Source organism: Streptomyces sp. NPDC056883, assembly GCF_042788835.1.
Lineage (GTDB): Bacteria > Actinomycetota > Actinomycetes > Streptomycetales > Streptomycetaceae > Streptomyces > Streptomyces stoeckheimensis.
On the sequence record NZ_JBHUBS010000006.1, the window covers coordinates 223,460 to 248,001 of the forward strand.

A 24,542-nucleotide genomic window follows, 5' to 3' on the forward strand; every position below is an offset into this window, starting at 1 on the left:
GTCCGCCAGTGGATAGGCCCTCAATTCACGCTACGCCGAATGGGTGGAGCGGCAATCCGAACCGCTCAGGCCCCGCCCGTGGTGCTCCAGCTCGCCCGCCGAAGGACCTCGGCCAGCTCCTCGGGGTCGGGGGCGGCGTCCGCGGGATCGTCGGGCCACTGCTCGACGATGGCGGTGGCCCACTCGGCCCAGTCGGCGACGAGCCGGTAGTAGTCGGTGAGGAAGCGGCCGACGAGCAGCGTGTGGGCGGCCCTTTCCGGGAACGGGGCCTCGCCGGCGACATGGGCGTGCGCGGTCGCGGCGTTGCCCTGGTTGCGCTCTTCGGCCCAGACCCGGGCACCGCGGAGGGTGGCCAAGGTGTCGGCGCTGGTACCGGAGTCCGCGAAGAACACCTTCAGGAGCTGTTCGGACTCCAGGACCGGCCCGGCGCTCGGTTCGGGCAGCCAGTCGGCCAGTGCGCGCCGGCCCGCGGCGGTGATGCTGTAGACGGTGCGCGGCCGCCGTCCGACCGCTTCGCGCGTCGCCTCGGCCAGGCCGTGGCGGACGAGCTTCTTCGGCTCCTCGTACAGCTTGCTCTGGGCCCGGGGCCAGATGCGGCCCAGGCTCCGGTCCATCTGCTGTGCGAGCTCGTAGGTGCTCCAGGGCCGGACCGAGAGCAGGCCGAGGATCGCGTACGACGTGGTGGTGAGCGCCGGGCCCATTGACATCGCCAGCCTCGAGGCGTATTCCGGAAATAGTCCCTTTGGGACTATTTTGACAGCATAGGCGGTGATGGTCATGATCAGCACTCTTCGGGTCGATCCCGCCAACGCCGAACAGGCCCGCGCCTGGGACGGTCACGAGGGCGCGTACTGGGCGGAGCACGCCGATCGGTACGACCGGGCGATACGCGCCAACCACCCGCACCTGCTCGCCGCGGCCGGCATTTCCGCCGCCGACCGGGTGCTGGACATCGGCTGCGGCACCGGCGAGACCACCCGCGAGGCCGCGCGACGGGCGAGCGGCGGCCGGGCCCTGGGCGTGGACCTGTCGGCGGAGATGCTGCGGGTGGCACGGGAGCGTGCGGCGGCCGAAGGACTGCGCAACGCCGACTTCGTCCAGGCCGACGCCCAGGTCCACCCCTTCCCCTCCGCGGGGTTCGACGTGGCCGTCAGCCGCTGCGGGACGATGTTCTTCGCCGACCCGGTCGCCGCCTTCCGCAACATCGCCGGCGCGCTGCGACCCGGCGGACGCCTCGTCCAACTGGTCTGGCAGGCCTTGGCGGACAACGAGTGGTTCCTCTCGTTCACCCGGGCCCTGGCCGCCGGACGCCCGCTGCCCACGCCCGCACCCGACGCCCCCGGGCCGTTCGCGCTCGCGGACCCGGAGCGGGTCCGGACCGTCCTCGAGGCCGCCGGTTTCACGGGCATCCGGCTGGAGCCCCACAGCGAGACGATGTGGTTCGGCGAGGACTCCGCCGACGCGGAGCGGTTCCTCCTCGGCATGCTCGGCTGGATGCTCGACGGACTCGACGACGAGGGCCGGCGGCGCGCCGTCGACGACCTGCGAGCCACCCTTACGGCCCACGAAACCACCGACGGCGTCCGCTACGCCTCGGCGGCCTGGATCATCCGAGCGATCCGGCCGCCGGCTACCGGCTGAGCGACTACCGGCTGAGCGACTTGAGCGCCGCCGCGTCGTACGGCTTCAGCTCGTCGAAGCGGTTGCCGAGGACCTTCGCCGCCCACTGCGGGTCCTGGAGCAGCGCCCGGCCGACGGCGACCATGTCGAACTCGTCCCGTTCCATGCGGTCCAGGAGGTTGTCGATGTCGCCGAGCGCCGCGCCTTCTCCGGCGAAGGCGCGGAGGAAGTCGCCGTCGAGGCCGACCGAGCCCACGGTGATGGTCGGCCGGCCGGTGAGCTTCTTGGTCCAGCCCGCGAGGTTCAGGTCCGAGCCCTCGAACTCCGGGAGCCAGTAGCGCCGGGTGGAGGCGTGGAACGCGTCGACACCCGCCGCCGCCAGCGGGGCCAGGATGGCCTCCAGCTCCTCCGGGGTGTGCGCGAGCCGCCCGTCGTAGGCCTCCTGCTTCCACTGGGAGTAGCGGAAGATCACCGGGAAGTCGGCGGCGACGCGCTCGCGGACCGCGGCCACGACCTCCTCGGCGAACTTCGTACGGGCCACCGCGTCGCCGCCGTAGGCGTCGGTGCGGCGGTTGGTCCGCTCCCACAGGAACTGGTCGATCAGGTAGCCGTGGGCGCCGTGCAGTTCGACACCGTCGAAGCCGATCCGCTCGGCCTCCGCCGCGGCGTCGGCGAACGCGCCGATGACGTCGTCGAGGTCGGCGCGGGTCATCGCCTTGCCGGTCCCCTCGGTGCCGTCGACGCGGATGCCGGAGGGACCCACGGCGGGGGCCTCGGGGTACGGCGCCTCGCCCTGCTTGCGCACCATGCCTATGTGCCACAGCTGGGGGACGATCGTGCCGCCCGACTCGTGCACGGCCGCGGCGACCTTCGCCCACCCCGCCAGCTGCTCCTCGCCGTGGAACCGCGGCACCCGGTCGCTCTGCCCGGCGGAGTCGTGACCGACGTAGGTGCCCTCGGTGACGATCAGGCCCACGCCCGCGGCGGCCCGGCTGGCGTAGTACGCCAGCACGTCCTCGCCGGGCACGCCGCCGGGGGAGAACTGCCGCGTCATCGGCGCCATCGCGATGCGGTTGGGGACGGTCAGGCCGTTCAGCTGGACGGGCCGGGAAAGGATCTCGGCCGCGCGGGAGGCGGTGGACGTGGTCACGGTCATGCGGGTCCTCCGGGTTGAGCTGTGGCTCGTCGGATAGCGACGAGAAGTGCATAGTACACAGGCTATGTATCATGCATATTGCAGGATGCGGGGCCGCCGGTCCCCCGGTTCCCAGGTCCGCGACAATGGGACGTCCGAAGGAGCGGGGAGGCGCAGTGCTGGAAAAACTGGAGCGGGAGCTGATGCTCCTCTCGCGACACCAGGTGCTGGCCCGGCGCGAGCGCGACCCCGAGCGCCTGGAGCGGTCGGCGTACGTGCTGCTCAGCCGGATCGACACACAAGGCCCCATGTCCATCGGGCAGTTGTCGGAGGCCTTCGGACTCGACACCTCGACCGTGAACCGCCAGACCGCCGCACTGCTGCGCTGCGGACTGGCCGAGCGCGTCCCGGACCCGGACGGCGGCATGGCCCGCAAGCTGCGCATCACGGAGGAGGGCGGGCGCCGGCTCGCCGAGGACCGCGACGTAAACCAGTCCTGCCTGGCCCGGGTGATCGCCGGCTGGTCCCCCGAGGAAGTACGGCAGCTCGAGGACGCCCTGGTCCGCCTCAACCGCAGCGCCGAGGCCCTCGAAGGCCGCCACTGGCCGCGCCCGGAGGAAAACGACACCCCCGCGGCATACCACCCGCCGACTCCCGCGCCGTAAGGCCGCCCACGACCCCGGACGCACGAAAGGCCGCTTTCTCATTTCCGAGAAGACGACCTCCGACCTACATGAAGCAAAGTCGGGACGACAGGATTTGAACCTGCGCCCCCTTGACGCCCAAAAGCTGACGCCCAGCCCGTACCGTCCACCTAGTCCGTGGAACCCCACAAACGTCCAGGTGGGGGGTTTGCACTCCGCGTCACCGGCCAGGGCCTGTGACATATTGGTGACACGACCACGTCCGCTAAGCACCCGCCACGCGCCACTAGAGCCTCCAGGAAGCGCGGCGTTGCCGCGGCAGGCCCGTTGACCACCGTGAGGCGAACGCCTGCCTAGTGGATCTACGTGGCCCTACGTGAAGCATCGGTCAGCATCGCGGGCCTTGCGACAGGATCCAGTTCCGTCATACGGGCTGTTCACCAGCTTCTTGCGCGCTACGGCTACCGGTTGGTGACCCTGAGTGGTGATGTGCGCAGGAGGAGGCCCGATGCACGAGGACAGCGACCGCAGGAAGACGGTCAATCCGAGTGCGTACCTGGCGCTTGTGGAGGGTCTGACGCACATCTTCTGGAACAAGGGGCCCTACGATCGACCACAGCGAGCTTCTGTCACGACTCGACTTCGGAGCCACCAAGCGCGAGGTGTCCGGTCAGCTGGTCAACCGGCCGCGAGCCAACGAAGCGCGCTACCTAGACGTGACCGTCGCCCTCATGCTCGACATCGCCGCCATGGAGAGCTTCCGAACCTGACAGCCCAGGCCGACGCCGACGACATGATAGCCAAGGCCAAAGCCGCTGTGACGGAGCTTCGCCGCTGGACGGCCAAGCAGCAAGCAGTGATCCGGGAGCACGAAGCGCACGCTCGCATCATTGCCCGGAGCGCCAAGGGGGCGCAGGACGGACGGGCGTTCGCCCAGTCCCACGAGGAACTGAAGCAGCGCTTCCTCCTGATGCACGGAGCCGGGTGAGCTCGTTGAGGGGGTCGACCTCTCAGTGCGGCCTGGGTGCAACGCTCTCTGCGCAAGGCGGCATCCAACCTCCATTCAGCAAGGACGGCAAACTGGAGCTCCACAGCCGGTCGCGATAGCGCGCAGGCGCCGGTTCCCGGCCAAGAGGGCTGCCACAGCAGGGTTCGCCCATTCGATTCGGTGGACGGGGCGAGTCCGTCGAGGGGTGCGATCTGACCCCACTCGCCTCACGCGACCCGGGCCAAGGTGCGGGAGCAGGAGGATAGCGCGACGTCGTCCCCCTGCCCCCACACCCTCACCCTCACAGGCCGAGTTTGTTCTCCATCGTCTGGGCCTGTGCCTCGGGCAGCGGGCACAGACGTTCCACCGCCGACTTAAGCTCCTGACGACCCACGAACGTGGCGAGACTGGGTTCGGCCACCCGTTCCCTCATGCGCTTCGCCACTTCGGGCGTCCCGAGGTGCGCGGCCACGGCGGGCGTGCGCAGCGCCTCGCGGCACAGCAGTGTCAGTAGCGAGTCACCAGCCTCCGTCGCCGTCATACAGGTGGTGGCCAGTGGTTCATCGGCCGGCAGCAGGCCCAGCCGAGCCGATGCGACGAGTGCCATACAGCTCTCCCGGGGGTGCCAATGGGTGACACCGAGCCGTTCGAAGGCTGCCAGCGCTTCTTCGGCCGCCACCGCGGCCCAGTCGGTGCGCGGCAACCACGCCGCGGCCCAGGCCACCTCTGCCGGATACGCCGCGATATTCGGCTCCAGCGTCGGTACATCGTCCGGCAGTTGGTGCTCCTGGCCGCACTCTACGAGCGCCTGCGCCGTCCATCCCAGGGTTGTCCAGTGCGTCCCGCCATCGACCACCAGCGAGCGCTTCAACGTCCTGCCAACGAGCTGCCCGACGGCCGGGGCGAGGAAGTCGACCGACCGGTCCGCGTGGCGCAGCGACTTGAGCATGCGTCCCGAGCATTCGAGTCCGAGGGTTTCTGCGAGGATTACGGGCTCAATCGAGGTGAGGTCGTCGACGATCTTGTCGACGATGTCCTTCCTGCCGGTCAGGCAGAGTACTGTCATGAGTTCGGGCAGGGTCCGAAGGTCCTGCCGCATGCGCAGGTCCAGCCTCTTGAACAACTTGTTCGCCACGACCCTCTCGCCCAGTTGCTCACCCCACTGCGGTTCCCAGATGTAGGCGAGCGTCAGGACCTCCAAAAGGGCCTTAGGGCTGGCCAGCAGGTGCATGGTCGGCGCCCACACCTGGTAAACCAGTGTCCGCATCCAGCTCTGCGATTCGCCGGTCGACAGCACGCCGAGGCGCACGAGCTGCCGGCCGATGGTTCCCTGCGTGATCGGGTCCTGTTCGTACCGGAGGATGTCGGTGAAGGTCCGCCAGCGGTCATATTTGTCGTTGTACAGGGAGTCCAGCTCCGCTCTGCCTGCGCCGGGCAGGCAGCGTTCGGCGACGGTCAACAGATCCGCCAGAAGCGGTGGATGGACCACACTGCGGATCACGGCATCCCTGAGATACGAAACCCCCTGGCCGGCCTCCGGCAGGCCGAGGCCGTGGACGACGCTCGCCGCCTCACCCGGGTCGACCTTGCGCAGCTGATTCAACGCAGTGGTGAACGGTCCAATGCGCTGTAGCGCTCGCAGGCTGCGGGTCCAGTCCCACTCGGGGTACTGCGCCTTGAAGTGGTGCAACACCACGCGGGAGGCATCGGGGTACCCGGCGGCACGGAGGGTATCCGCCATGACAGCGAGCTTCTGGGCTACGTCGCCCGCGCGCCACTGCAGCGGGCTGCGCACCGCACGGTCGACCTTGATTTGTCTTGCGTAATCCTCCGCCACCCGGGGAGCGAGCGCGAGAGCCAGCCGGTGGGTGTGCACCATGCTCTGCGGGTCGAGGTTCGGGTTGAGCATGCGGTCGACCAATGTGTGGGTGTCGATGCGCGCCGAGAGCTGTGCGTGAAACCGTTCGCCGAAGTAGTCGTCGTCGATGAGCAGCATCGCCAGCTGCGGCCCCCAGGGCCGTGCCGCCCCGCGCTGGGCGTCGATGCTGGACACCACCAGCTGGAGCACCTCGTCCTCCAGCTCGGCGCGGTAATCGGCGCCCGCCTCCCATAGCCCGCGCAGGAAGTAGTAGATGACGGCGGGCCGCCGTTCCCGCTTCATCAGTGCCCTGGCGAATTCCGGCCCCAGTTCGGACGCCAAGCGGTAGCCGAAGCGATCCGCCGTGTCGCAGTAGAGGTCGTCCGCGCGGCTGACACTGCTGAGGAGCATTCCGGCGCCGCGTCCGTCCTTGAGGTCCGCGATCGACCGGGCCAGATCCTGGGCAAGTTTGAGGTCGGCTTCCTGGCTGCCGCTTGCGGTCTGGTGGTATAGCAGCTTCTTGATGGTGCCGCCGTGGATGTTGCGCACCGTGGACAGCAGGATCGACGCCTCGGCCGGTGCCGACTTCCTGAGCACCGCCGCCAGCGCGGGTCCGAGCTGCAGATTCTTCAGTAGGTGGTTCAGCAACTGGTTGACCCTGCCACGGTCGTTGCGCTCGAGGTCGGCGAAGGCGCTGCTGATCTGGATCGCGTCCGCACCCCTCAGTGCTTTCATGATCTGCCTGTCGTACCGTGCGGTCAGTTTCTCCCAGGCATCCGGACCATTGAAGTGCAGCTGCAGCGACATCCAAGCCAACAGTCCGCCCAATGAGGTCTGCTGTGAGGGAAACTGGTTGAGCAACATCTGGGCGGGCTTCTCCAGCGGGCGCAGCCGGTTGCGCCGCGATTCCTCCCTGTTGTCCGGCCCGTGTGCCTCCTGCGACCTGCGGTGGATCAGATCATCCAGCCGCCGAACGGCGATGAGGTCGCCGTAGTACCGGGCGTCAGCCCCACGGACCAGGGCGTCCGCACGCTGTTCCAGCCACTCGCAGAGCGTCGCCAGCGGCGTTGTGGCCTTGGAGGACAGCCGAAGCAAGGACCGGACGAGGTGCCAGCGGTCCGTGACCGAGGCAGGCCTGGCCAGGACGGCGTCCAGCCCCGCCCCTGGGGTGCCCAGCCAGGCCAGCAGATCGGCCACCTCGGTGCCGGTGAGCTGGTTCTGATGGTCCCAGAGTGCCTGGAGCGCTGCCGTCAACTCCCGTGCGGTCAGGTTGGGCAGCTCCCGGATGCGTGTGATGACGGCAGGAAGGACAGCCGTGATCCACAGCAACTCGCCGCCGGGCCGCGCGCACAGGCGGAGCACCCGCAGCGCAACCGGGGGGTCGACCACGATGGCCCACGAGGTGAGCGCTTCCCGCACCGTCCCGAGCTCGAGCAGATCAGCGAAGCGTCCAGGAGCGTACGCGGCACAGTTCGTGAGCAGGGCCCGCACCCGCTCGTGCGCCCCCTCGCCCACCATGGCGAGCAGGTACGGCTCCAGCCAGACGGACTGCTCAGCGCGTCCCTGCGGACCGGCGAAGTCCAGCACGGCCTTCGCTCGCACTTCGCTGGGGATCCGGGCCAGGCCACCGCCCTCGACGACGCCCAGTGCCGAGCGGGTCTGCTCCGAGAGCGGATCCAGCCAGGAGACGGGCACTCTCTCGTCCAGCATGGAAACCGCCGCGAGCTGGCACACCGTCGCCCGGGCGGGCTCATCGAGGTCGGCACAGGCCCTCTCGACCTGTCGGCGCACCGGGTTCGTCGCCTCACCCTGCCCAGGTCCCGCAGACCCGTCCGGGGTGATGCCCTCACGGAGCAGGTCTGTCAGCACGCCCAGGTCGCCCTGGCAGGCCTCCGCCACCGCGCTGATGCCGGCGTCACCATCGATGGCCTGGTACACGGTGGGGTGGGCTTCGACCAGTCGGCGGGCAAGCCCCGGGACTTCGTGCTGCGGTACCGGGGTCACGTACGTGGTCACCCCGTGGCTGTCCCAGTTGCTTGCCGCTCCGTCCACGTACCGGGTCAGGGCCAGTACGCCGACTTCGAGGTCGCCCAGCGATTCGAGCGCCGCGCCGATGTTGCCGTCGGTCAGCGCGTGGAGGTCCTCGAGAACGACCAGGACGGGGCATCCACCGGTGACCTGTGCGGCGACGAGTGCGGCCCGAACCACGTGAGTCAGGCTGTCATCGACGGGCAGTTGGCGGTCCACGGGCGAAAGGACCACGGTCTGCCAGCCACCGTCTTCCAGCGCGCCGACCAACTGACGGGCGCACACCGTCTTGCCGCTGTTCCGGTTTCCCGACTGGATGACACGCGAGGTCGGCCACTTCACGAAGCGCCCGGCGAGAAAGGCCGCCTGGTCCAACTCGACCAGCGGAGCGCGGTCACCGCACAGCCAGTCGTCGGCTTCCTTGAACGGTGCCCTACCGGTGGCGTGGAGCAGGGTCCACCTGTGCGCGTCGAGGCTCGCCTGGGCCCACTCCCGGCTGGTCTCCTCCCACCGGTCGCCCCACAGGAGACGGGCCGCGCCGGCCAGGGTCGGATCGGGATCCGAACTCGTCCCGGACGGGGTGCGCAGCGTCCAGCCAACCTCGTGGCGCCACAGCAGGTCGAGGGCGTCCTCAGCCAGGTCGGGCAGCGCCGGGCTCTCCCCGGTGCGCCAGCTCCAGGCCCCGTCCGTGGTGCACCCCGCGAGGGGCAGAACACCGAGCTCCCCCGGGGTGGGCAGCCCGCCCCGGTGGGCCAGGTAAGTGAGCGCGACGGCGACGGCGCAAGTGTGCGGGGCGACCGCGGACGCACTCAAGGCGCCCCGCACGTCGACGGTGGCGCGGACCGCAAGCGGACCCGGGCCTCCGATGTCGGCAACCAACCTGCGGGCCAGGCCAAGCGCCCGTTCCACTTCGAAGTCTTCGGCAGGCGGCAACGCTGTCCCGCTGACCCGCAGCGCGCGGTCCGTCGGCTCCGGGTCCGACACCTCCCCCATGTCGAACCGTACGGTCGCACGGGCAACCACCGACCAGTCGTCGACCGGCTCCAGGAGCAGCGGCACCTCGGAAGGGTCCGTCGGCTGATGCTTGAACGTGGCGGCGGCCGGAAGCCGTTCCTGCTCCGCCCGGGTGACGAGCTGGTCGAGTTCGGTGAGCAGTTCGGCATCCAGCTCGGCGAGGAGCGGGGCGAGCGTGCTGGTGCCGGGGTCGACGCACCCAGCCAGCAGCGCCCCAGCGCTGATCGGAGGACGCTCCCCCAGGTATTCAAACGGGCGGACCGGAAGCGACCCCTTGCGCAAGGCCCGGCCGCCGAGATCAATCACGCTCCGCAGGAGGTGTTCCACCTGGGCGGCATCGACCGACGGCCGACGTAGCACACAGGCGAGTGCATGCAGGGTCATTCGGAGCTCGTACCGCAGCGATTCGTCTCTGCGGCTGGGCTGCTTTCCGGCCCCCGTGCTGCTCACGTGTCCTCCTTGATCGGCGCGCCCCGGCAGGCCCGTCTGTTGCTGTTCAATGGGCGACTCGGACCACTCCGGCACTGGTGCCGACCACCAGATCGCCACAGGTATCGACGTCCACCGAGCTGACGTCGATGCCAAGTTCGAAGTGGACGGAGGTACCCGAGCCCAAGGGAAGCGGGGTCAGCCTGATGTCACCGCGCTGCCCGGCGCTGACCAATGCCCGGCCGTCGGCGGTGGCGCGCACACGGATCTCGACCACCTGACTCGCGTGAGCGGTCACCTGCCCAACCGGATCGAGGTTCCAGGACGTCAGCCAGACGGTTCCATCGCCCGCCCCCGTGTACACGCCGTCGCAGTCGGCGGCGATGGCGGCTAGAGCCAGGTGCTGCGCCGGCTCGAAACTGCCCACCAGCTGGCCGTCCGCTCGCCATACGGTGACGTCCCTGGCCGAGCGGGTGGCCACCATCGGAATCCCCTGGTACACGGCGGTCGCGGCGCCCCCGATCCGGAGGCGGCCTCGGGGAACCAGTCGGCCGGTGCTCTCGGGGGTCCGCCAGTGCCATCCGTCAGTGCCCGCGATGAGCAGGTTCCTCGTCTCCGACTGGACGCAGGTCACCAACCTGCAGTCGAGCGCGAGGTTGGGCACGGCGAACGCCTCACCGTCGGACAGCCGCTCCGCCCAGGCCCGGCCGTCGACCTGCCCGGCGAACATCGCCGATCCGTTGGCATCGATGACGGAGGCAGCGCTCACCGGCGCTGTGCGCTTGGCCGACGCGAGGGTCTCCCAGACGCCGACGTCCTCCGAGCCGCGACGCAGGAGGAACCGTCCCTCCTCGTCGAGGACGAGGTCGCCGCCGTCCGGGAGACAGTGAACACTCGTGACCGGAGCCGTATGCACCAGGTGGGGTCGCCAGCCCACCGCGGACTCGCCGGCGCGTCGGGCGAGTACGGGCAGTCTGTACACCTGGGCCAACAGCGCCAACCTGGACAGCGTCTGCCCGTCCGTCCGGTTCGTCCTGGCCAGATGCTTGCACAGCGACCTCACGCGCGCGACCTCGCCGCGCGGATCGTCCTGGAGGACCGTCAGGACTCGCTGCAGCGCATCGGAGTTCATCATCAACAGGAACTCCGGCTCCCTCAGGTAGTCCAGCAGTACACCAGCCTGCTCCGCGTGATGGACAAAGTGCTCCCGGGTGTAGCGGTCGGCCGCGGTCCAGTCCCGCGCGCCCGACGGGCGCAGCGGCAGCCTGTGGGTCATCGCCTGCACGAAGGCAGTGTGGGCGGTCTCCCGTCCTGCCATGTGGACCAAGGCCTCCGCGTTCGGGGACCGTTCGAACCGCCAACCATTTCTATGCAAGCCGCCTTCCGGAGCAGCGAGGAAATCCGTTGCCATCAGCTGTACCCGTTCCAGCTCGGCCGCCCCGACCTTGCGCCCGCTGGTCCGCTCCGCCACGGCCGCCCAGACCTGCCCGTCCGCCGGCAGGCCCTCGCCCTGGGCGAGCGCCACCGGGAGCAGGAGCTGCGCGGCCCACTCCGGATCGTCCTCGTCCAACGCCCTCAGCTGTTCCAGGAAGAGCTCCGCGGTGGTCCGCTCCGCCCGGACCCGCGCGCTGCCCGGGTCCTCGGCACTCAGCGACACGGCGAACAGGTAGGCCCGGAGCCAGGAGCCGCCCGCTGCCTCGGCCGCCGCACCCGCGATGTCGGTCACCCACTGCGGGTCCGTCTCGGCCCAGGTGGTGCCCATCCGGTGGCGCAGGACGTGGCCGACGAACTCTGCGATACCCGCGGGATCGGAAAACTCGGTGCTGTCGAGGTCGATCAGGGAGCCGGTGAACCCGTCTGGTACCCCGTGGCCGGCCAGAATGACCCTGGTCCGGTCGAGCGCGGCGAGCGGGGCCAGCAGGTCCGTGTAGAGACCGTACGGATCGACGCAGGCATCGATGGAGTCGAAGCACATGGTGAGCGTTCCGGTTCCGGCCGCAAGCCGATCGAGCAGTCCCGCTGCGTCGTGCCACTCGGTTCCCAGCTTGTAGTGGGATGCGATCAGTTTCACGACAAGAGCCAGCGGCATGCCCCGAACGTCCAGTAACAGGTCGAGACATTCGAGCGGAACCGGTGCCGGCGCCCTGGGCCCGGCCCGCAGCGGCTTCCCCGAGGATCCCGTATGGACCCAGTCCAGCAACACGGATTTCCCGGAGCCCGAGTCTCCGGTCACGGCGAGAGCACCTGCGGCGTCGCCGCTGTTCAGGTGGGCGAGGATCGCGTCGACCGCCCTGCCTCGGCCGCAGAACGCCCACCCGCTCACCTCATTAGCCTCCTTGGGCCTGCGGACCTTCCCGGACAGGTACCACGGGTTGTAGAAGGCCCGGGTGGCCCCGCCCGGCGGGAGGAACTCGGGCTCCGGGGGCACCCCCTGGTCACCGGCTAGGTGTTTCATCCGGCCGACCAGCGCCTCGTGGAGCACCTCCATCCGGAGGAACTCCTCCCGCTCACTGCCCGGAACGGTTCGCAAGGCAGCGGCGAAGGAATCAGTGAAGTGGAGCTGGTGCGCCTGGTGGAGCCGGTCGACGGCGCCGAACGCGGTGAACACGGGAAGCGGGCTGCCGATAGCACGCTTGAGGGCCAGCTCCTGGCCGAACCGTGTCACCGCAAGTCCGGCGTGGCAGGTGTCCACGAGCATCACCACCTCACGCGGGAGCGGCCGGCCGTCCGCGGTGAGCAGCGCGAACAGTTCGTCGGCCCTCAGTTGGGTGCTGACTTCCTCCTTCTCGCTGTCGCGGGCGGCTAGAAGGAAGTCGCCGTCGCCGAACTCCCTCCCGTGCCCCGAGTAGTAGAAGATCAGCAGGTCGGGCGGCACGCCGTCGTCACCGTGGAGGGCCCGTTCGAGGCTGCTTCGCAACTGCTGCACGGTCGGGTCCAGTCCGGAGTCACGGTGGATCGTGCAGCCGGCCGATTCGGCCAACACCGCCTTGACCATCCGCAGCTCGTCGGGTACCCGCTGCAGCGGCTCGAAGCCCTCCCCGAAGTTGCTCGTGCCCATGACGAGTGCGACGCGCGCGGCACTGCCGACCGAGCCGGCACGGATGCCCGCCGCGGTCACCGCTCCCCAACGAGCAGGGCGTCCCCGACAGCCTCGGCCAGCTCGGCGGTGGTGAGGTAGCGCAGCAGCGAGTGCCCGCCGAGCATGTACCGCCCAGGGTGGAACCATGCGGTATTGCGGACGGGCCGGTCGTCGACGAGTTCCCCGAAGGCAGGGCCCAGTTCCTTCATCAGGGCGATCGGATCGTCACCGGCAGCGATGTTGATCCAGCGATTCACTCGGGGGTGACGCCTGCCGCCGTCCGACAGCGGCCCCGGCACCAGGCGTTCCTGGATCAGTCCGAGGCCGAGGGGGGAGCCCAGCGTGACCAGGGTGTCCACCTTCCAGTCCGAATGGTCCCTGCAGAGCGCCTCGTAGGCGACGACGGAGCCCAGCGAGTGCGCAACGATCACCCTGGTCTCCGGCGTCACCACCCGCTCGAATCGCTGCTGCGCGCAGGCCCGGACGCTGTCGTTGGAGTCCAGATAGCGGCGCACCTGCTGTACCAGCCAGATCGCGAACCGGGCCGGCGGCCGACCGAGGGCCTCGGACGACTCGATCCGGCGCAGCACGGCCTGTGTCACGCCCTTGCCACCGGCCGCAGGGGCTTCGACACCCGCCGCGAACGCCTCCAGCAAGGCACTGTCCAGCGGATCACTGACATCACCGAACCTCAGTCGGGGGATGCCTTCGAACTCATCTTCGCTGTCGGATCCCTTGGTACCCAGACTGCGGTAGCAATTGCCGTAGAACACCGCCGAGACCTCGTCCGGCGACGGCACCTGGAGGGCGGCATCCGTCATGCCGGTGCGCAGCGCCCCGTACCAGTCCGTGAGCGATGTCTCGCGGTGCTTGTACTGGTACCCGATGCCATGGCACATCACAACGCGCGACATACGTCTCCCTGCAGACGCTCCCGGGATCACCGGGAGGCAACCACCCTGTACGTGGCGTCAAGCCGCCACCAAACACGCCGCTATGAATCTCCATCGAACAGGCAGGCAGACTGTGTCCAGTTCGAGCATTTCCACTGCCGCTTGCGCACACCCACACTAGCGGCTGGACGCCCTGCCCTGGCCGTTCTGCGTAAGTAGGCTCGTGGCGACAACCGAAACGGCTGCCGCCGACCTGCATCGATCGCACGGCCGCAGGCTGGCGCGGGAGTACGCATACTCTGCGCAGACCACCCGCAGCCGAAGGTCCCGATCGGATACATGGTCGTGAATCAAACGAGCCCGACCCAGCCAGCAGCTGACTGTCATTCACAATGACGAACGACCGGCAAGGGCGGTGCCGCGCCCGGAGTGTCCTGCGTTGTGAAACTGGAAGGTTTTGAGTTCCGGAAAGTCGGACGTCGGCGAATCAGCGTCAGCCGGGGATTCCGCATCTTGTACAGCCACATCTGACGCAATGACAGGAGTCCTGCCCTTCTCGCGTCATGCCGCCCTTCGCAGGCAGCTCGCAGATGCCTCGGCGCACGATGCCGTTACCGACAGCGAGCACGGCACCTGGAGCTTCACTGTCGGAAAGAGATCTGCGAGAAACCTTGGAGGCACAGAAGCTGGAGAACCCCTCGTCGGGCCAGGCCCGCTACGACTACCAGTACAGGTTCGACCGATTGTGCGAGAAATGGCTCACAGCCCTCATGAACCTCTCCCCTGCCGAACAGGACAGCCAGTCCTCGCCTGTCACGGCTCGATGGGCCCGCGCCCACGACGTTCTGGAGCGTGCCATCAAGCGTGATCTTCAAGATGAGCCGTGGGCGGTGAGGCTGGCCGACCGACTGCACGACACCGGCCGAGGATTGGTGACCGGTATCGCTGCTTCGATGACCGATCCGCTGGTAGTGGCTCACGACAGGCGCGAGACCTGTACGCGGACGGACACCTGCGGCAGGGCCCGTTCCTCAACACCCTGACCTACTGCTCCGTCGACCTCGCCCAGCTCATCGAACGCCGCCCCGGCACAGCCTGGGAAGTGTTGGCCCAGGTCGCGGGGCTCGCAGCCGACAAGGCCGTCCCCTCCCTGCCCCACCAGGTGTTTCCGCCGGGGAAGGTGGAGGAGGCGTTCGCCCTGCCCTAGCGGTCCGCCCACACCGGCAAGCTCGTCGTCGACCTCACGGCGAGGCCCGGACCGACGCCGTCCCAGCCCCTCATCGACCCCCGGCGGCGGCTACCTCGCCACGGGCGGGACCTCAGGGTTCGGCGCCGCGACCGCCCGCTGACTCCACGACCTGGGTGCGGGGCACATCGTGGTCACCGGCCGCACCGCAACGGCGAAGGACCCCGCTCCCCCACGGCCGGCGTCCCGCGGATCACCGTCCACGACCTGCGCCACCTGGCCGCCACGATCACCATCACCGCCGGCGTGCCACTCACCGTGGTCTCAAAAACGCGGTGGCACTCCACCGTGTCGACCACCGCGAACATCTACAGCCACCTCACCCGGCAGGCAGTCCGAGAAACCGTCGACACCATCGACCGCACCTTCACCCGAGCCCAGAAGAGGAGCCCCGAACTGCGGCGCCCGGCGTGGCTGCGACCACATCCGCCAGATCCGCGAGGCCCTCGGCCAGCTCCGCTCCCCGCGCCGCCTGCCTTCAGCGCCACGGCCAACCGGCCACGGGCTGGACTTGCGACCACATTGCGACCACATTGGCCCCGAACACACGAAAGGCCGCCCTCTCATGGATGAGAGAACGGCCTCCGACCTGCGAAAAGCAGAGTCGGGACGACAGGATTTGAACCTGCGACCCCTTGACCCCCAGTCAAGTGCGCTACCAAGCTGCGCCACGTCCCGATGCCCGTTGACCTGGGGTTTCCCCTGGTTGAACGCGCAGGAGAACGATACCGCACTTCCGGAGGTGCTCGCGCGCACCTTTCTTCTCCGTGGCGGGGCGAAGGGCGGAAGGGACCGGTTCGAGGGCGTGGTTGACCTCAAGCGGGCTTGAGGTTGCACGATCGGTGCATGACACGGACAGCAGCCGCGGATGCCGGGTTCCGCCACGAAGACCTGGGCGAGCTCATGGCCCTCATGACCGGGGCCGAGAAGCACGGCCCCGCCGCCACCTCCACGCTCGACGCGCTGTGGGTGCTCTACGACCGGGTCCTGCGGGTCGGGCCCGGCAGCGCCGGGGATCCGGGGCGGGACCGGTTCCTGCTGTCGAAGGGGCACGGGCCGATGGCGTACTACGCCGTCCTCGCCGCCAAGGGGTTCTTCCCGGTCGACTGGCTCAGCGGGTTCGGTGCGTACGACTCGCCCCTCGGGCACCACCCGGACCGCACCTTGATCCCCGGAGTGGAGATCGGCAGCGGTTCACTCGGGCACGGGCTGCCGCTCGCCGTCGGGAGCGCCCTCGGACTGCGGGCCCAAGGCCTCACCGACCCGGCCGTGTGGGTGCTGATCGGGGACGCCGAGCTGGACGAGGGAAGCAACCACGAGGCGATCGCGTACGCCGGCTCGGCCGGTCTGGAGCGGCTGCACACGATCGTGATCGACAACGACTCCGCGACCCACGGCTGGCGGGGCGGCATCGCCTCCCGTTTCGAGGCCGCCGGCTGGTCGGCGGTCACCGTGGACGGCCGGGACCACGCGGCGCTGCACAGGGCGTACACCGCACCTCATCCGGGCCGACCGCACGCCGTGGTCGCCCGGGTCGAGAAGAAGCACTGAACTCCGAGGGGGAGACATGGACACCATGCGCGAACGGTTCATCTCGGTCACATCGCGTGCACTCGACGAGGATCCCCGGCTGGCCGTCGTGCTGGCCGAGATCACCATGGACGGCTTCCGGCCCGCCCAGGACCGCCATCCCGACCGGGTGATCAACATGGGCATCCGCGAGCAGCTGCTGGTCGCCGTGGGCGGCGGTCTGGCCCTCACGGGGCTGCGTCCGGTGGTGCACACCTTCGCCAGCTTCCTCGTGGAGCGGCCCTTCGAGCAGGTCAAGCTCGACTTCGGGCACCAGGGAACGGGCGGGGTACTCGTCAGCGCGAGCGCGAGCTACGACTGGCCGGCCGGCGGCTTCACCCACATGGCGCCGGGCGACGTGGCCCTGCTGGACACCCTGGACGGCTGGACCGTGCACGTCCCGGGCCACCCGGACGAGGCCGAGGCGCTGCTGCGCCACGCCTACGCCGCCGGGGACGACAAGGTCTACGTCCGGCTCTCCGCGCAGTCGAACACGGCGGCCCGCCCCGTGGCCGGCCTGGGATTCCAGACCGTACGGGAGGGCCGTGCGGGCGTCGTCGTCGCCGTCGGGCCCCTGCTCGACAACGTCCTCGCCGCGACCGAGGGCACGGACGTGAGCGTGCTGTACGCGCCGACCGTACGGCCCTTCGACGACGCGGCGCTGCGTGCCGCCGTCGGGCACGGCCCGGCCGACGTGGTGCTGGTCGAGCCCTACCTCGCCGGGACCTCCACGGCCGCCGCGAACCAGGCACTCGAAGCGGTCCCGCACCGGGTGCTGGGCCTCGGGGTCGGCCGGGCCGAGCTGCGCCGCTACGGCACGATCGACGAGCACACGGCGGCCCACGGACTGGACCCGGCCGCGCTGCGCGCGCGGATCGCGGCCTTCACCCGGCGGTGACGGGCCCCTTCGGCCCGGGGCGGTCCAGTTCCGGATGGGCCGCCGCCAGGCGCTTGGGGGCGGCCTGGCGCCAGGAGTCGGTCAGGATCGAGCGCAGCTCCGCCGCGTCCTCCACCGCCGCCAGCCGGACCCGGAGCCACGCGTAGTTGTCGTCGTGGCCGGGCCGTATGAAGAACTTCTCCGGCTCCGCCGCGATCAGCTCCTCGCGGTCCTCCCGGGGACACTTCACCCCGATCGAGGTGTCGTCGTCGGCGAGCGCGGCAAAGATCTTCCCGCTCTTGGCGCCCTTGCCGCCCTTCCCCGCCTCCCCGTCCTTCCCGTCGGCTCCGCCCACCCTGAAGGTGGGCATGCCCCAGGCCAGCTTCTCGCTGCTGCCCGGGAGCGACAGCGCGATCTCCCGGACGTCCTCCGCCCTCATGGCCATCCCCCGACTCCTCTCCGGTCCGTTCCGGTGCCGTCCTCCGTCTCCGACCGTAGACCCGGGCACTGACATTCACCCCCGGGCCGCGAGGTCCTCCCGGTCGTGCACCAGCTCCACCAGCTCCGCCGCCAGCGCCTTCACCGTCGCGAGCCCCGCCAGCCCCCACCGCCTCGGCACCACGTCCACCGCGCACACCGTCCCCAGGACGATCCCGCGCCGGTCGGTCAGCGGCGCGCCCGCGTAGGACCGCACCCCGCTCTCGTCCACGACGGCGTTGCCCGCGAAGCGCGCGAAGTCCCGTACGTCCTCCAGCACCAGCGCGCGCCGCCGGACCACCACGTGGGGGCAGTACCCGTGGTCCCGCGGGAGCGCCCGCGCCGGATAGCCGCTCGCCGGCGCGTCGGGCGCGTGGTGCAGACCGGCGAAGAACTGCCGTTCCTCGCTGATGAAGTTGACACCGGCGTACGGCGCCCCGAGCTCGTCCGCGACCCGCCGCGCGAACGCGTCCAGCTCCCCGTCCACCCGCTCCCCCAGGCCCAGTTCACGCAGCCGCAGCACGCGTGCGGGCGCCTCCCGGTCCACCGGTGTGAGCAGCAGGTGTCCGGTCGATTCGTAGTACGTCATGGTGTCTCCCCCACATCACGTCACTCCGCGCGCCGCGCGGACCTCATGGACGGTATGAACTTCGGATGGAGTAGTTCGGATCGAGCAAGTGGTGGACCAGGGATGCCAGCACCCCCGTTCCGGAGCTCGGCAGGCGTGCGTCGCAGCGCACGACGGGCACCTCCGGGCCGAGCCCCATGGCGTCCCGGACCTCGTCGGGGGCGTAGCGGTGCCCGCCGGCGAACTCGTTGACGGCGACGACGAACCCGATCCCCCGCCGCTCGAAGAAGTCCACGGCGGGGAAGCAGTCGGCGAGGCGGCGCGTGTCGGCGAGCACCACCGCCCCCAGCGCGCCCGCGCACAGCTCCTCCCAGAGGAACCAGAAGCGCTGCTGGCCGGGGGTGCCGAAGAGGTAGAGCACGTGCCGCTCGTCCAGGGTGATCCGGCCGAAGTCCAGCGCCACGGTCGTGGTCGTCTTCGCCTCGACCCCGTCGAGCGGGTCGGCGGCCTCGCTCAGCCCGCTCAGCAGCTCCTCCGTGCTCAGCGGCTCGATCTCGCTCACCGCGCCCACGAAGGTGGTCTTGCCCGCCCCGAACCCGCCCGCGACCAGGACCTTCAAGGTCGCGGAGGATCCACGGGCGGCCGGCTCAGAGCCGTTTGCGCAGGCCATCGAGCACCGCCCGGAGCAGGGACTGGTCGTCGTCGGCGAAGGAGCCGCCGGTGGGGAAGCACGGCGCGCGCACCGTCACGGCCCCGTGCTCCATCAGATCGCCGAGGACGACCTTGACCACCACCGCCGGCAGCCTCAGGTGTCCCGCCACCTCGGCGACGGTGACCCCGGCCGAGCCGGCGCACAGCCGGAGCGCGAGGGCGTGCTCGGCGCCGAGCGGCGCGCGCGGGCGCACTCCGGTGGCCGTCACCAGCGACAGCAGGTCGAGGGCGACGGACGGCCGGGTCCGCCCGCCGCTCGCGGTGTACGGGCGGATGACCCGGCCCGCCGAATCGTCCAGCCACGGCGCATCGCGCGGTCCCCCCGGTGCCGTTGCCCCCCTCGCACGGGCCCTCATCGCTCCACGCCGGCGGCGGGCCGCCTCGGCGGGGCCGCCAGGTACGGGCGGACGCTCTTGACCAGCATGGCCATCTCGTAGCCGAGTACGCCCGCGTCGGCCTCCCGGTCGGCGAGTACGGCCAGGCAGGTGCCGGATCCGGCCGCCGAGACGAAGACCAGGGCGCTGTCGAGCTCGACCACCACCTGCCGCACCTCGGCGCCCTCCGCGAACCGGGACCCGGCGCTGCGGCCCAGCGCGTACAGCCCGGAGGCGAGGGCCGCCAGGTGGTCGGCGCTGTCGGCGTCGAGCCCGTGCACGCAGGTGACGAGCCCGTCGGCGGTCAGCAGGACCGCGCTGCGCGTGTACGGCACGCGCTGGACCAGGCCGCTGAGCAGCCAGTCGAGGTCCGAGAGCCGACTGGTCGTGGTCGCCACTTCGCCGCCCATGGGGGTGCGCTCCTTCGCTGTCGGGTGAGAGGCCGGGGTCACGTCTGGTGCTCCGACTGTGCGAGGCCGAAGCCCCGTTGGAAGGCGGCCATCAGGCCGGGGTCGTGCACGGGCCGCTCCGCGCCCGCGGCGCCGCCGGGACTGGGCACGGGGGCCTCGCGCAGCTGGGGCGCGAGGTGCTCCTGGGCCCGCCGGCGGGGCAGCGGCGGCCGCTCTCCACCGTCCCGGGCGGCCGGTACGGCGGAGAGCGGCGGCGCGACCGGCGCCGCCACGGTCTTCACCGGCGAGGCGACGGCCGGCATCGCGACGGCCGGCATCGCGACGGCCGGTGCAGCGACAGCAGGGGCCGCGACAGCAGGGGCCGCGACCGTGACCGCGGACGCCACCACCGGCGGGGCTCCTGAGGGCTCCGGCCCGGGCAGCGGCACCCGTACAGGCTCCAGCCGTGACGCGCCCGCCCCCGCGCCCGTCCCCTCGCCGGTCCCCCAGGAGGTGGCCCGGGAGCCGCCCAGGGCATCGGCCGCGCTCGGCGCCTCGGCCCCCAACAGCTCCTGGGGCAGGACCAGTACGGCGAGCACGCCGCCGTAGATGTTCGACTTGAGCTCGACGGCGATCCCGTGCCTGCGGGCCAGCGCCGAGACGACGAACAGGCCGATCCGCCCGTCGGCCAGCAGGTGCCGGACGCTGATCTGGTCGGGGTCGCCGAGCAGGGCGTTCATCCGGTGCGCCTCCTCGGGCGGCATGCCGAGGCCCCGGTCCTCCACCTCGACCGCGATCCCGGCCGTGACCCGCTCCGCGCGCACCACGACATCGGTGTCGGGAGCCGAGAACACGGTGGCGTTCTCGACGAGTTCGGCCAGCAGGTGCACGACGTCGGCGACGGCGTGGCCGCGTACGGAACCACCCGCTGGGGGCACCACCTTGACCCGGGTGTACTGCTCGACCTCCGCGACCGAGGAGCGCAGCACCTCGCTCAGGTCGACGGGCCGGGTCCACTGGCGGCGCGAGGCCGCTCCGCCGAGCACCGCGAGGTTCTCCGCGTGGCGCCGGATCCGGGTGGCGAGGTGGTCGACGTGGAAGAGCTCCTTGAGCAGGTCCGGGTCCTCGACCGTGTCCTCGAGGTCGTCCAGCAGCGAGATCTCGCGGTGCACGAGGGACTGGAGGCGGCGCGCGAGGTTGACGAAGACCTCGACCTTGCGGTCGCTGTCGGAGGGCGCGACGGGGCCGCCGAGGCGGACCAGGGTCGCGTGGGCCTGTTCGCGGGCACCGCGCAGTTCCTGGGCGAGCAGCCAGAACTCGTCGACTCCCGCCGTCTCGGGCCCGAAGGACGGCGCGGCCGGCCCGGCGCGCACCGGGCGGGCGGGCAGCTCCCCGCGCTCCAGCCGGTCGGCTGCCGTGTGCAGCTCCTGGCGTCCGCGGACGCTGGAGCGGCGCAGTGCCTCGCAGCGGTCGCGCACGGTCTTGGCCGCGCGCTGGGCCCCGAGCAGGGCGGCCGCGAGCGCGCCCGCGAAGAGCAGGGCGCAGCCGCTGAGCACCGGCCACAGCCGGGGGTCGCGGGCGCCCGCGCCGCCGCCGAGCTGGAGCGCGAAGATCACCGCGGCGGCGCCGCTGAGCCCGGCGGCGAGCGTGGGCAGCAGGGCGGCGCGGATCAACTGGGGCCGTATCTGCCGAGCGGGACCGGTGACGGCATGTCTCGACGGGGAGTGGCGGGCGGCGCGGAGTCCGGACATCGGCGTCCTCGGTAGGTGGGGCCCGGCCCCCGGGGCTTCCCGGGGTCCGGTGTTGATCACCGGATACCCACGCTAGACCGCACGCTCGGCCCCAGGACGGCCAGTTGGGGAACTTCGCCCGGGTGCTTCCCGCTCCCGATGGAGCGCTCGCACGACAGCCCGAATGCGCCGGGAGCGCGCACTCCCCGGCTCACGGCGGGCACGCGCCGTCCCCCCGGCACCCCCGCCCGCACCTCGCCCCTCTCCCGCCCCACCGACTGCGACCCGGCCACCCGACTACCCGGCGGTCACTTACTCAACTTCGGCATCTGCGGCCTGAATCCGAAATTCTCCTATGTAGATGCAGCCTCAAAGGACTGCTAGAGTCCGCATGCGCCGCTCACGCCAGAGCGGCGAAATGGCCGGTCCGTACCCCTGGTCTGCCCCTGAGCGGCGTACATCCGCGAGGCAGACAGCCGTGGTGATGCCGTGACAGCTCCGCACCGACGACGCCCGTGCGCACCGGCCCCGCCCATCGCCTATCCCATGGGGAGATCCACATGACCGCAGGACTTCCGCGCCGCCGCTTCGCCGCGGGCAGGGCGCTGCTCCTGGGCGCCGTACTGGCCCTGGCCGTACCGGGGTCCGCCTACGCCAACACCGTGGGCGTGACCGTGAAGACCCCCGGGGCCACCAGCGGCCCCTCCGCCTCCAGCTCCGAGATATCCACCCACGCCGACTGTTCGAGCGGCCTGATCTCCGGCGGCGGGATCAACCAGGCCCTCGGCACCGGGGCGGTGAACGGCAACCACGTCAACGGCACTTCGCCCAGCTCCAACGGCAGCGCCGAGTACCTCGGCTCCACCGGGGTCGTCGGAACCGACGTGACGCACTGGCTCGGCATCGGCGGAAGCGGGGGCCAGGTGAACTCCGGCTTCTCCAGCACCCCGTACGCGATGTGCTTCACCAGCAACCTGATCAACCACACCCAGGTCGTCATGAACAAGGTGAGCGCGCCCACCACGGGCTCGACGGTGGGCCTCGTCACGGCGACCTGCCCGGCCAACACCCGCCTGCTCGGCGGCGGGGCCCGTACGACCCCCGGCAACACCGGCTCCTTCAAGCCGATCGCGAGCTTCCCCACCTTCAACAACTCCGCCCACGGCTACGGCGCGAAGGCCGCGGCCGACGGGGAGACCAACCCGGACTCGTGGTCCGCCGTCGGGTGGGACAACAACAACAACGCCGCCAACCAGACCTTCGCCTACGCGATCTGCAGCGGGAACGGCATCAACGTCAGCGGGGTCACCGTGAAGGTCCGCTTCAGCGAGGTGAGCGGACCGACCGCCGGCAGCACGGGCCTGAAGGCCACGGTCACCTGCGGCGGCGGGGACGGGAAGCTGGTCAGCGGGGGCGCCGCCATGAGCGGGGGCAACGTCACCACCACCAACTTCACCGGACCGGCCTCGGGCGGCGACCACCTCAACGGCAGCTACCCCAGCGACTCGAGCGCCAACCCCGTGAGCGACGGGGCCACCACTGCGGCGTCCTGGACGGCCTTCACCCACACCGGTGGCGCGTCCTCACCGAACAGCAAGACCGACGTCTGGGCGCTCTGCGCCGACGACGGCGTCTGAGCAACCGGCGCCACCACCACCAGAAAGACGGAGAACCGATGAACGAGAAGTCCCTGCGCCGTTCCCTCCTGGCGAAGGCGCTGGTCCCCGGCGCCCTGATCGCCCTGGCGGTCCCGGAGATCGCCTACGCCGACGTCGCGGGCGTCACCGTGACGGTCCCCGAAGCCACCATGGGCCCCGAGACCACCTTCACCGGTGTCTCGTCCCGCGCCGACTGCGCCGACGGACTCGTCTCCGGCGGCGGGGTCAACCAGACGATCGGCACCGAGAGCACCCGCAACGGCAACCACGTGCTGGGCATGGCTCCCAGCCCCGACGGCCTCACCGAGTACACCGAAGCGCCCGGGGTGGTCGGCACCGACGTCAGGCACTGGCTCGCGTTCGGCGGCAGCGGGGGCAACGCCAGTCCCGCCTTCTCCACCACTGCGTACGCGGTCTGTCTCTCCACCCCGCGGATCAGGCACACCCAGGTCGTCATGAACCAGAAGGCGGGGCCCACCGCCCCGCAATCGTCCGAGGTGGTCGTGGCGACCTGTCCCGCCGGCACGATGCTGCTCGGCGGCGGTGTGCGCAACACTCCCGCCGGCGTCGGCAGCCTCAAGCCGATCGGCAGCTTCCCCACCTTCAACGACGCCGCGCACGACTTCGGCCGCAAGCCTGCTGCCGAGGGTGAGGTCAACCCCGACTCCTGGACCGCGGTCGGGGGGATCGGCGGCGGACACGGCAACAACGGCAACACGACCTTCGCCTACGCGATCTGCACCGGGGACCGCGTCAACGTCAGCGGCATGACCACGAAGGTCCACTTCCGCGAGGTGACCGGCCCGACGGGACCCGGTACCGGCCAGACGGCGACCGTCGGCTGCGCCGACGGCGACGGACAGGACCGGCGCGGGCGTGGCCGTCACGGAGAACAGGACGGCAAGAGCCTCCTGATCAGCGGCGGTGCCGCCGCCAGCGGAGGCGATGTGACCACGAAGGGCTTCACCAAGGCCGGCTCGGGCGGCACCCACCTCAACGGAAGCTTCCCCAGCGACTCCGACGGCAACCCGGTCGGCAACGGATCCACCACGGCCGCGTCCTGGACGGCCAACATCCACGCCGGGGGATCGCCCTCCCCGGACACCTACACGGACGTCTGGGCGCTCTGCCTGACCATGAACCGCGGCCACCAGCAGTAACTCCCCCGGCCCCGACGGCGCCCCTCACAACACCGCGGAGCGGCACCTCCCGACCAGGGAGGTCCCGCCCCGCTCACGTTCCGGGCCCACGGGCC

20 protein-coding genes and 1 tRNA gene are annotated in these 24,542 nt (G+C 70.6%); 9 read left to right on the plus strand and 12 right to left on the minus strand.

Annotated features, from left to right (window positions below; all coding sequences use genetic code 11):
- Nucleotides 1-65: 65 nt before the first annotated feature.
- Entirely contained in the window at nucleotides 66-707 is a 642-nt protein-coding gene (locus ACFRU2_RS17915) for a helix-turn-helix transcriptional regulator (RefSeq protein WP_382972947.1), read from the minus strand.
- A 70-nt stretch (nucleotides 708-777) separates the two neighbouring features.
- Here ACFRU2_RS17915 and ACFRU2_RS17920 point away from each other — a divergent pair, with 70 nt between their 5' ends.
- Entirely contained in the window at nucleotides 778-1,641 is an 864-nt protein-coding gene (locus ACFRU2_RS17920; protein ID WP_382972949.1) for a class I SAM-dependent methyltransferase, read from the plus strand.
- A 4-nt stretch (nucleotides 1,642-1,645) separates the two neighbouring features.
- Here ACFRU2_RS17920 and ACFRU2_RS17925 read toward each other — a convergent pair whose 3' ends face one another.
- Entirely contained in the window at nucleotides 1,646-2,776 is a 1,131-nt protein-coding gene (locus ACFRU2_RS17925; RefSeq protein ID WP_382972951.1) for an NADH:flavin oxidoreductase, read from the minus strand.
- A gap of 125 nt (nucleotides 2,777-2,901) precedes the next feature.
- On the opposite strand from ACFRU2_RS17925, the gene ACFRU2_RS17930 reads away from it, so the two are divergent.
- Both ACFRU2_RS17930 and ACFRU2_RS17935 read left to right on the plus strand, forming a co-directional pair.
- Nucleotides 2,902-3,420, plus strand: coding sequence for a MarR family winged helix-turn-helix transcriptional regulator (locus ACFRU2_RS17930; protein ID WP_382972952.1), 519 nt, complete (start codon nucleotides 2,902-2,904; stop codon nucleotides 3,418-3,420).
- A gap of 796 nt (nucleotides 3,421-4,216) precedes the next feature.
- Nucleotides 4,217-4,387 carry a hypothetical protein gene (locus ACFRU2_RS17935; protein WP_382972954.1) on the plus strand — a complete coding sequence of 57 codons (171 nt, stop codon included), beginning with the start codon at nucleotides 4,217-4,219 and terminating at the stop codon, nucleotides 4,385-4,387.
- 301 nt (nucleotides 4,388-4,688) lie between these two features.
- Here the strand turns inward: ACFRU2_RS17935 and ACFRU2_RS17940 are convergent, their stop codons facing one another.
- From ACFRU2_RS17940 to ACFRU2_RS17950, 3 genes are read right to left on the minus strand one after another with little or no spacing between them, the layout of a single operon-like run.
- The gene (locus ACFRU2_RS17940; protein ID WP_382972956.1) at nucleotides 4,689-9,737 is read right to left on the minus strand and encodes a hypothetical protein; all 5,049 of its coding nucleotides are present in this window, start codon (nucleotides 9,735-9,737) and stop codon (nucleotides 4,689-4,691) included.
- Between the two features lie 46 nt (nucleotides 9,738-9,783).
- Nucleotides 9,784-12,834 (minus strand): caspase family protein, encoded by a 3,051-nt coding sequence (locus ACFRU2_RS17945; protein WP_382972958.1) that lies wholly within the window; start codon nucleotides 12,832-12,834, stop codon nucleotides 9,784-9,786.
- Nucleotides 12,831-13,709 carry a hypothetical protein gene (locus ACFRU2_RS17950; protein WP_382972960.1) on the minus strand — a complete coding sequence of 293 codons (879 nt, stop codon included), beginning with the start codon at nucleotides 13,707-13,709 and terminating at the stop codon, nucleotides 12,831-12,833. The genes ACFRU2_RS17945 and ACFRU2_RS17950 overlap by 4 nt, the downstream gene beginning before the upstream one ends.
- Nucleotides 13,710-14,359: 650 nt before the next feature.
- Between ACFRU2_RS17950 and ACFRU2_RS17955 the strand changes: the two genes are divergently transcribed.
- Nucleotides 14,360-14,731, plus strand: a complete 372-nt coding sequence (locus ACFRU2_RS17955) for a hypothetical protein (protein WP_382972962.1) — start codon at nucleotides 14,360-14,362, stop codon at nucleotides 14,729-14,731.
- Between the two features lie 395 nt (nucleotides 14,732-15,126).
- A complete protein-coding gene (locus ACFRU2_RS17960; protein ID WP_382973300.1) occupies nucleotides 15,127-15,507 on the plus strand; it encodes a tyrosine-type recombinase/integrase in 381 nt (126 codons plus the stop codon).
- Nucleotides 15,508-15,538: 31 nt separating this feature from the next.
- On the opposite strand, the gene ACFRU2_RS17965 is transcribed toward ACFRU2_RS17960, so the two are convergent.
- Nucleotides 15,539-15,612: transfer RNA gene (locus tag ACFRU2_RS17965), tRNA-Pro, on the minus strand.
- A gap of 168 nt (nucleotides 15,613-15,780) precedes the next feature.
- On the opposite strand from ACFRU2_RS17965, the gene ACFRU2_RS17970 reads away from it, so the two are divergent.
- Together ACFRU2_RS17970 and ACFRU2_RS17975 are read left to right on the plus strand one after the other, a co-directional pair.
- The gene (locus tag ACFRU2_RS17970) at nucleotides 15,781-16,485 is read left to right on the plus strand and encodes a transketolase (RefSeq protein ID WP_382972964.1); all 705 of its coding nucleotides are present in this window, start codon (nucleotides 15,781-15,783) and stop codon (nucleotides 16,483-16,485) included.
- A gap of 16 nt (nucleotides 16,486-16,501) precedes the next feature.
- A complete protein-coding gene (locus ACFRU2_RS17975) occupies nucleotides 16,502-17,401 on the plus strand; it encodes a transketolase family protein (RefSeq protein WP_382972966.1) in 900 nt (299 codons plus the stop codon).
- Here the strand turns inward: ACFRU2_RS17975 and ACFRU2_RS17980 are convergent.
- The 6 genes from ACFRU2_RS17980 to ACFRU2_RS18005 all read right to left on the minus strand — a co-directional run bounded on the left by ACFRU2_RS17980 (nucleotide 17,388) and on the right by ACFRU2_RS18005 (nucleotide 21,650).
- Entirely contained in the window at nucleotides 17,388-17,825 is a 438-nt protein-coding gene (locus tag ACFRU2_RS17980; RefSeq protein ID WP_382972968.1) for an MmcQ/YjbR family DNA-binding protein, read from the minus strand. The two genes, ACFRU2_RS17975 and ACFRU2_RS17980, sit on opposite strands and share 14 nt — an antisense overlap.
- A 69-nt stretch (nucleotides 17,826-17,894) precedes the next feature.
- A complete protein-coding gene (locus ACFRU2_RS17985) occupies nucleotides 17,895-18,446 on the minus strand; it encodes a GAF domain-containing protein (protein WP_382972970.1) in 552 nt (183 codons plus the stop codon).
- A gap of 43 nt (nucleotides 18,447-18,489) precedes the next feature.
- Nucleotides 18,490-19,095 (minus strand): ATP/GTP-binding protein, encoded by a 606-nt coding sequence (locus tag ACFRU2_RS17990; protein WP_382972972.1) that lies wholly within the window; start codon nucleotides 19,093-19,095, stop codon nucleotides 18,490-18,492.
- The gene (locus ACFRU2_RS17995) at nucleotides 19,073-19,492 is read right to left on the minus strand and encodes a DUF742 domain-containing protein (protein ID WP_266962160.1); all 420 of its coding nucleotides are present in this window, start codon (nucleotides 19,490-19,492) and stop codon (nucleotides 19,073-19,075) included. Before ACFRU2_RS17995 ends, ACFRU2_RS17990 begins: the two co-directional genes overlap by 23 nt.
- Nucleotides 19,489-19,920, minus strand: a complete 432-nt coding sequence (locus ACFRU2_RS18000; RefSeq protein WP_382972974.1) for a roadblock/LC7 domain-containing protein — start codon at nucleotides 19,918-19,920, stop codon at nucleotides 19,489-19,491. Before ACFRU2_RS18000 ends, ACFRU2_RS17995 begins: the two co-directional genes overlap by 4 nt.
- 38 nt (nucleotides 19,921-19,958) lie before the next feature.
- The gene (locus ACFRU2_RS18005) at nucleotides 19,959-21,650 is read right to left on the minus strand and encodes a sensor histidine kinase (RefSeq protein ID WP_382972976.1); all 1,692 of its coding nucleotides are present in this window, start codon (nucleotides 21,648-21,650) and stop codon (nucleotides 19,959-19,961) included.
- A gap of 539 nt (nucleotides 21,651-22,189) precedes the next feature.
- On the opposite strand from ACFRU2_RS18005, the gene ACFRU2_RS18010 reads away from it, so the two are divergent.
- Together ACFRU2_RS18010 and ACFRU2_RS18015 are read left to right on the plus strand one after the other, a co-directional pair.
- Nucleotides 22,190-23,266 (plus strand): hypothetical protein, encoded by a 1,077-nt coding sequence (locus ACFRU2_RS18010; protein WP_382972978.1) that lies wholly within the window; start codon nucleotides 22,190-22,192, stop codon nucleotides 23,264-23,266.
- 38 nt (nucleotides 23,267-23,304) lie between these two features.
- On the plus strand, nucleotides 23,305-24,447 hold the full coding sequence (locus tag ACFRU2_RS18015) for a hypothetical protein (RefSeq protein ID WP_382972979.1): 1,143 nt from the start codon (nucleotides 23,305-23,307) through the stop codon (nucleotides 24,445-24,447).
- Nucleotides 24,448-24,542: the final 95 nt, after the last annotated feature.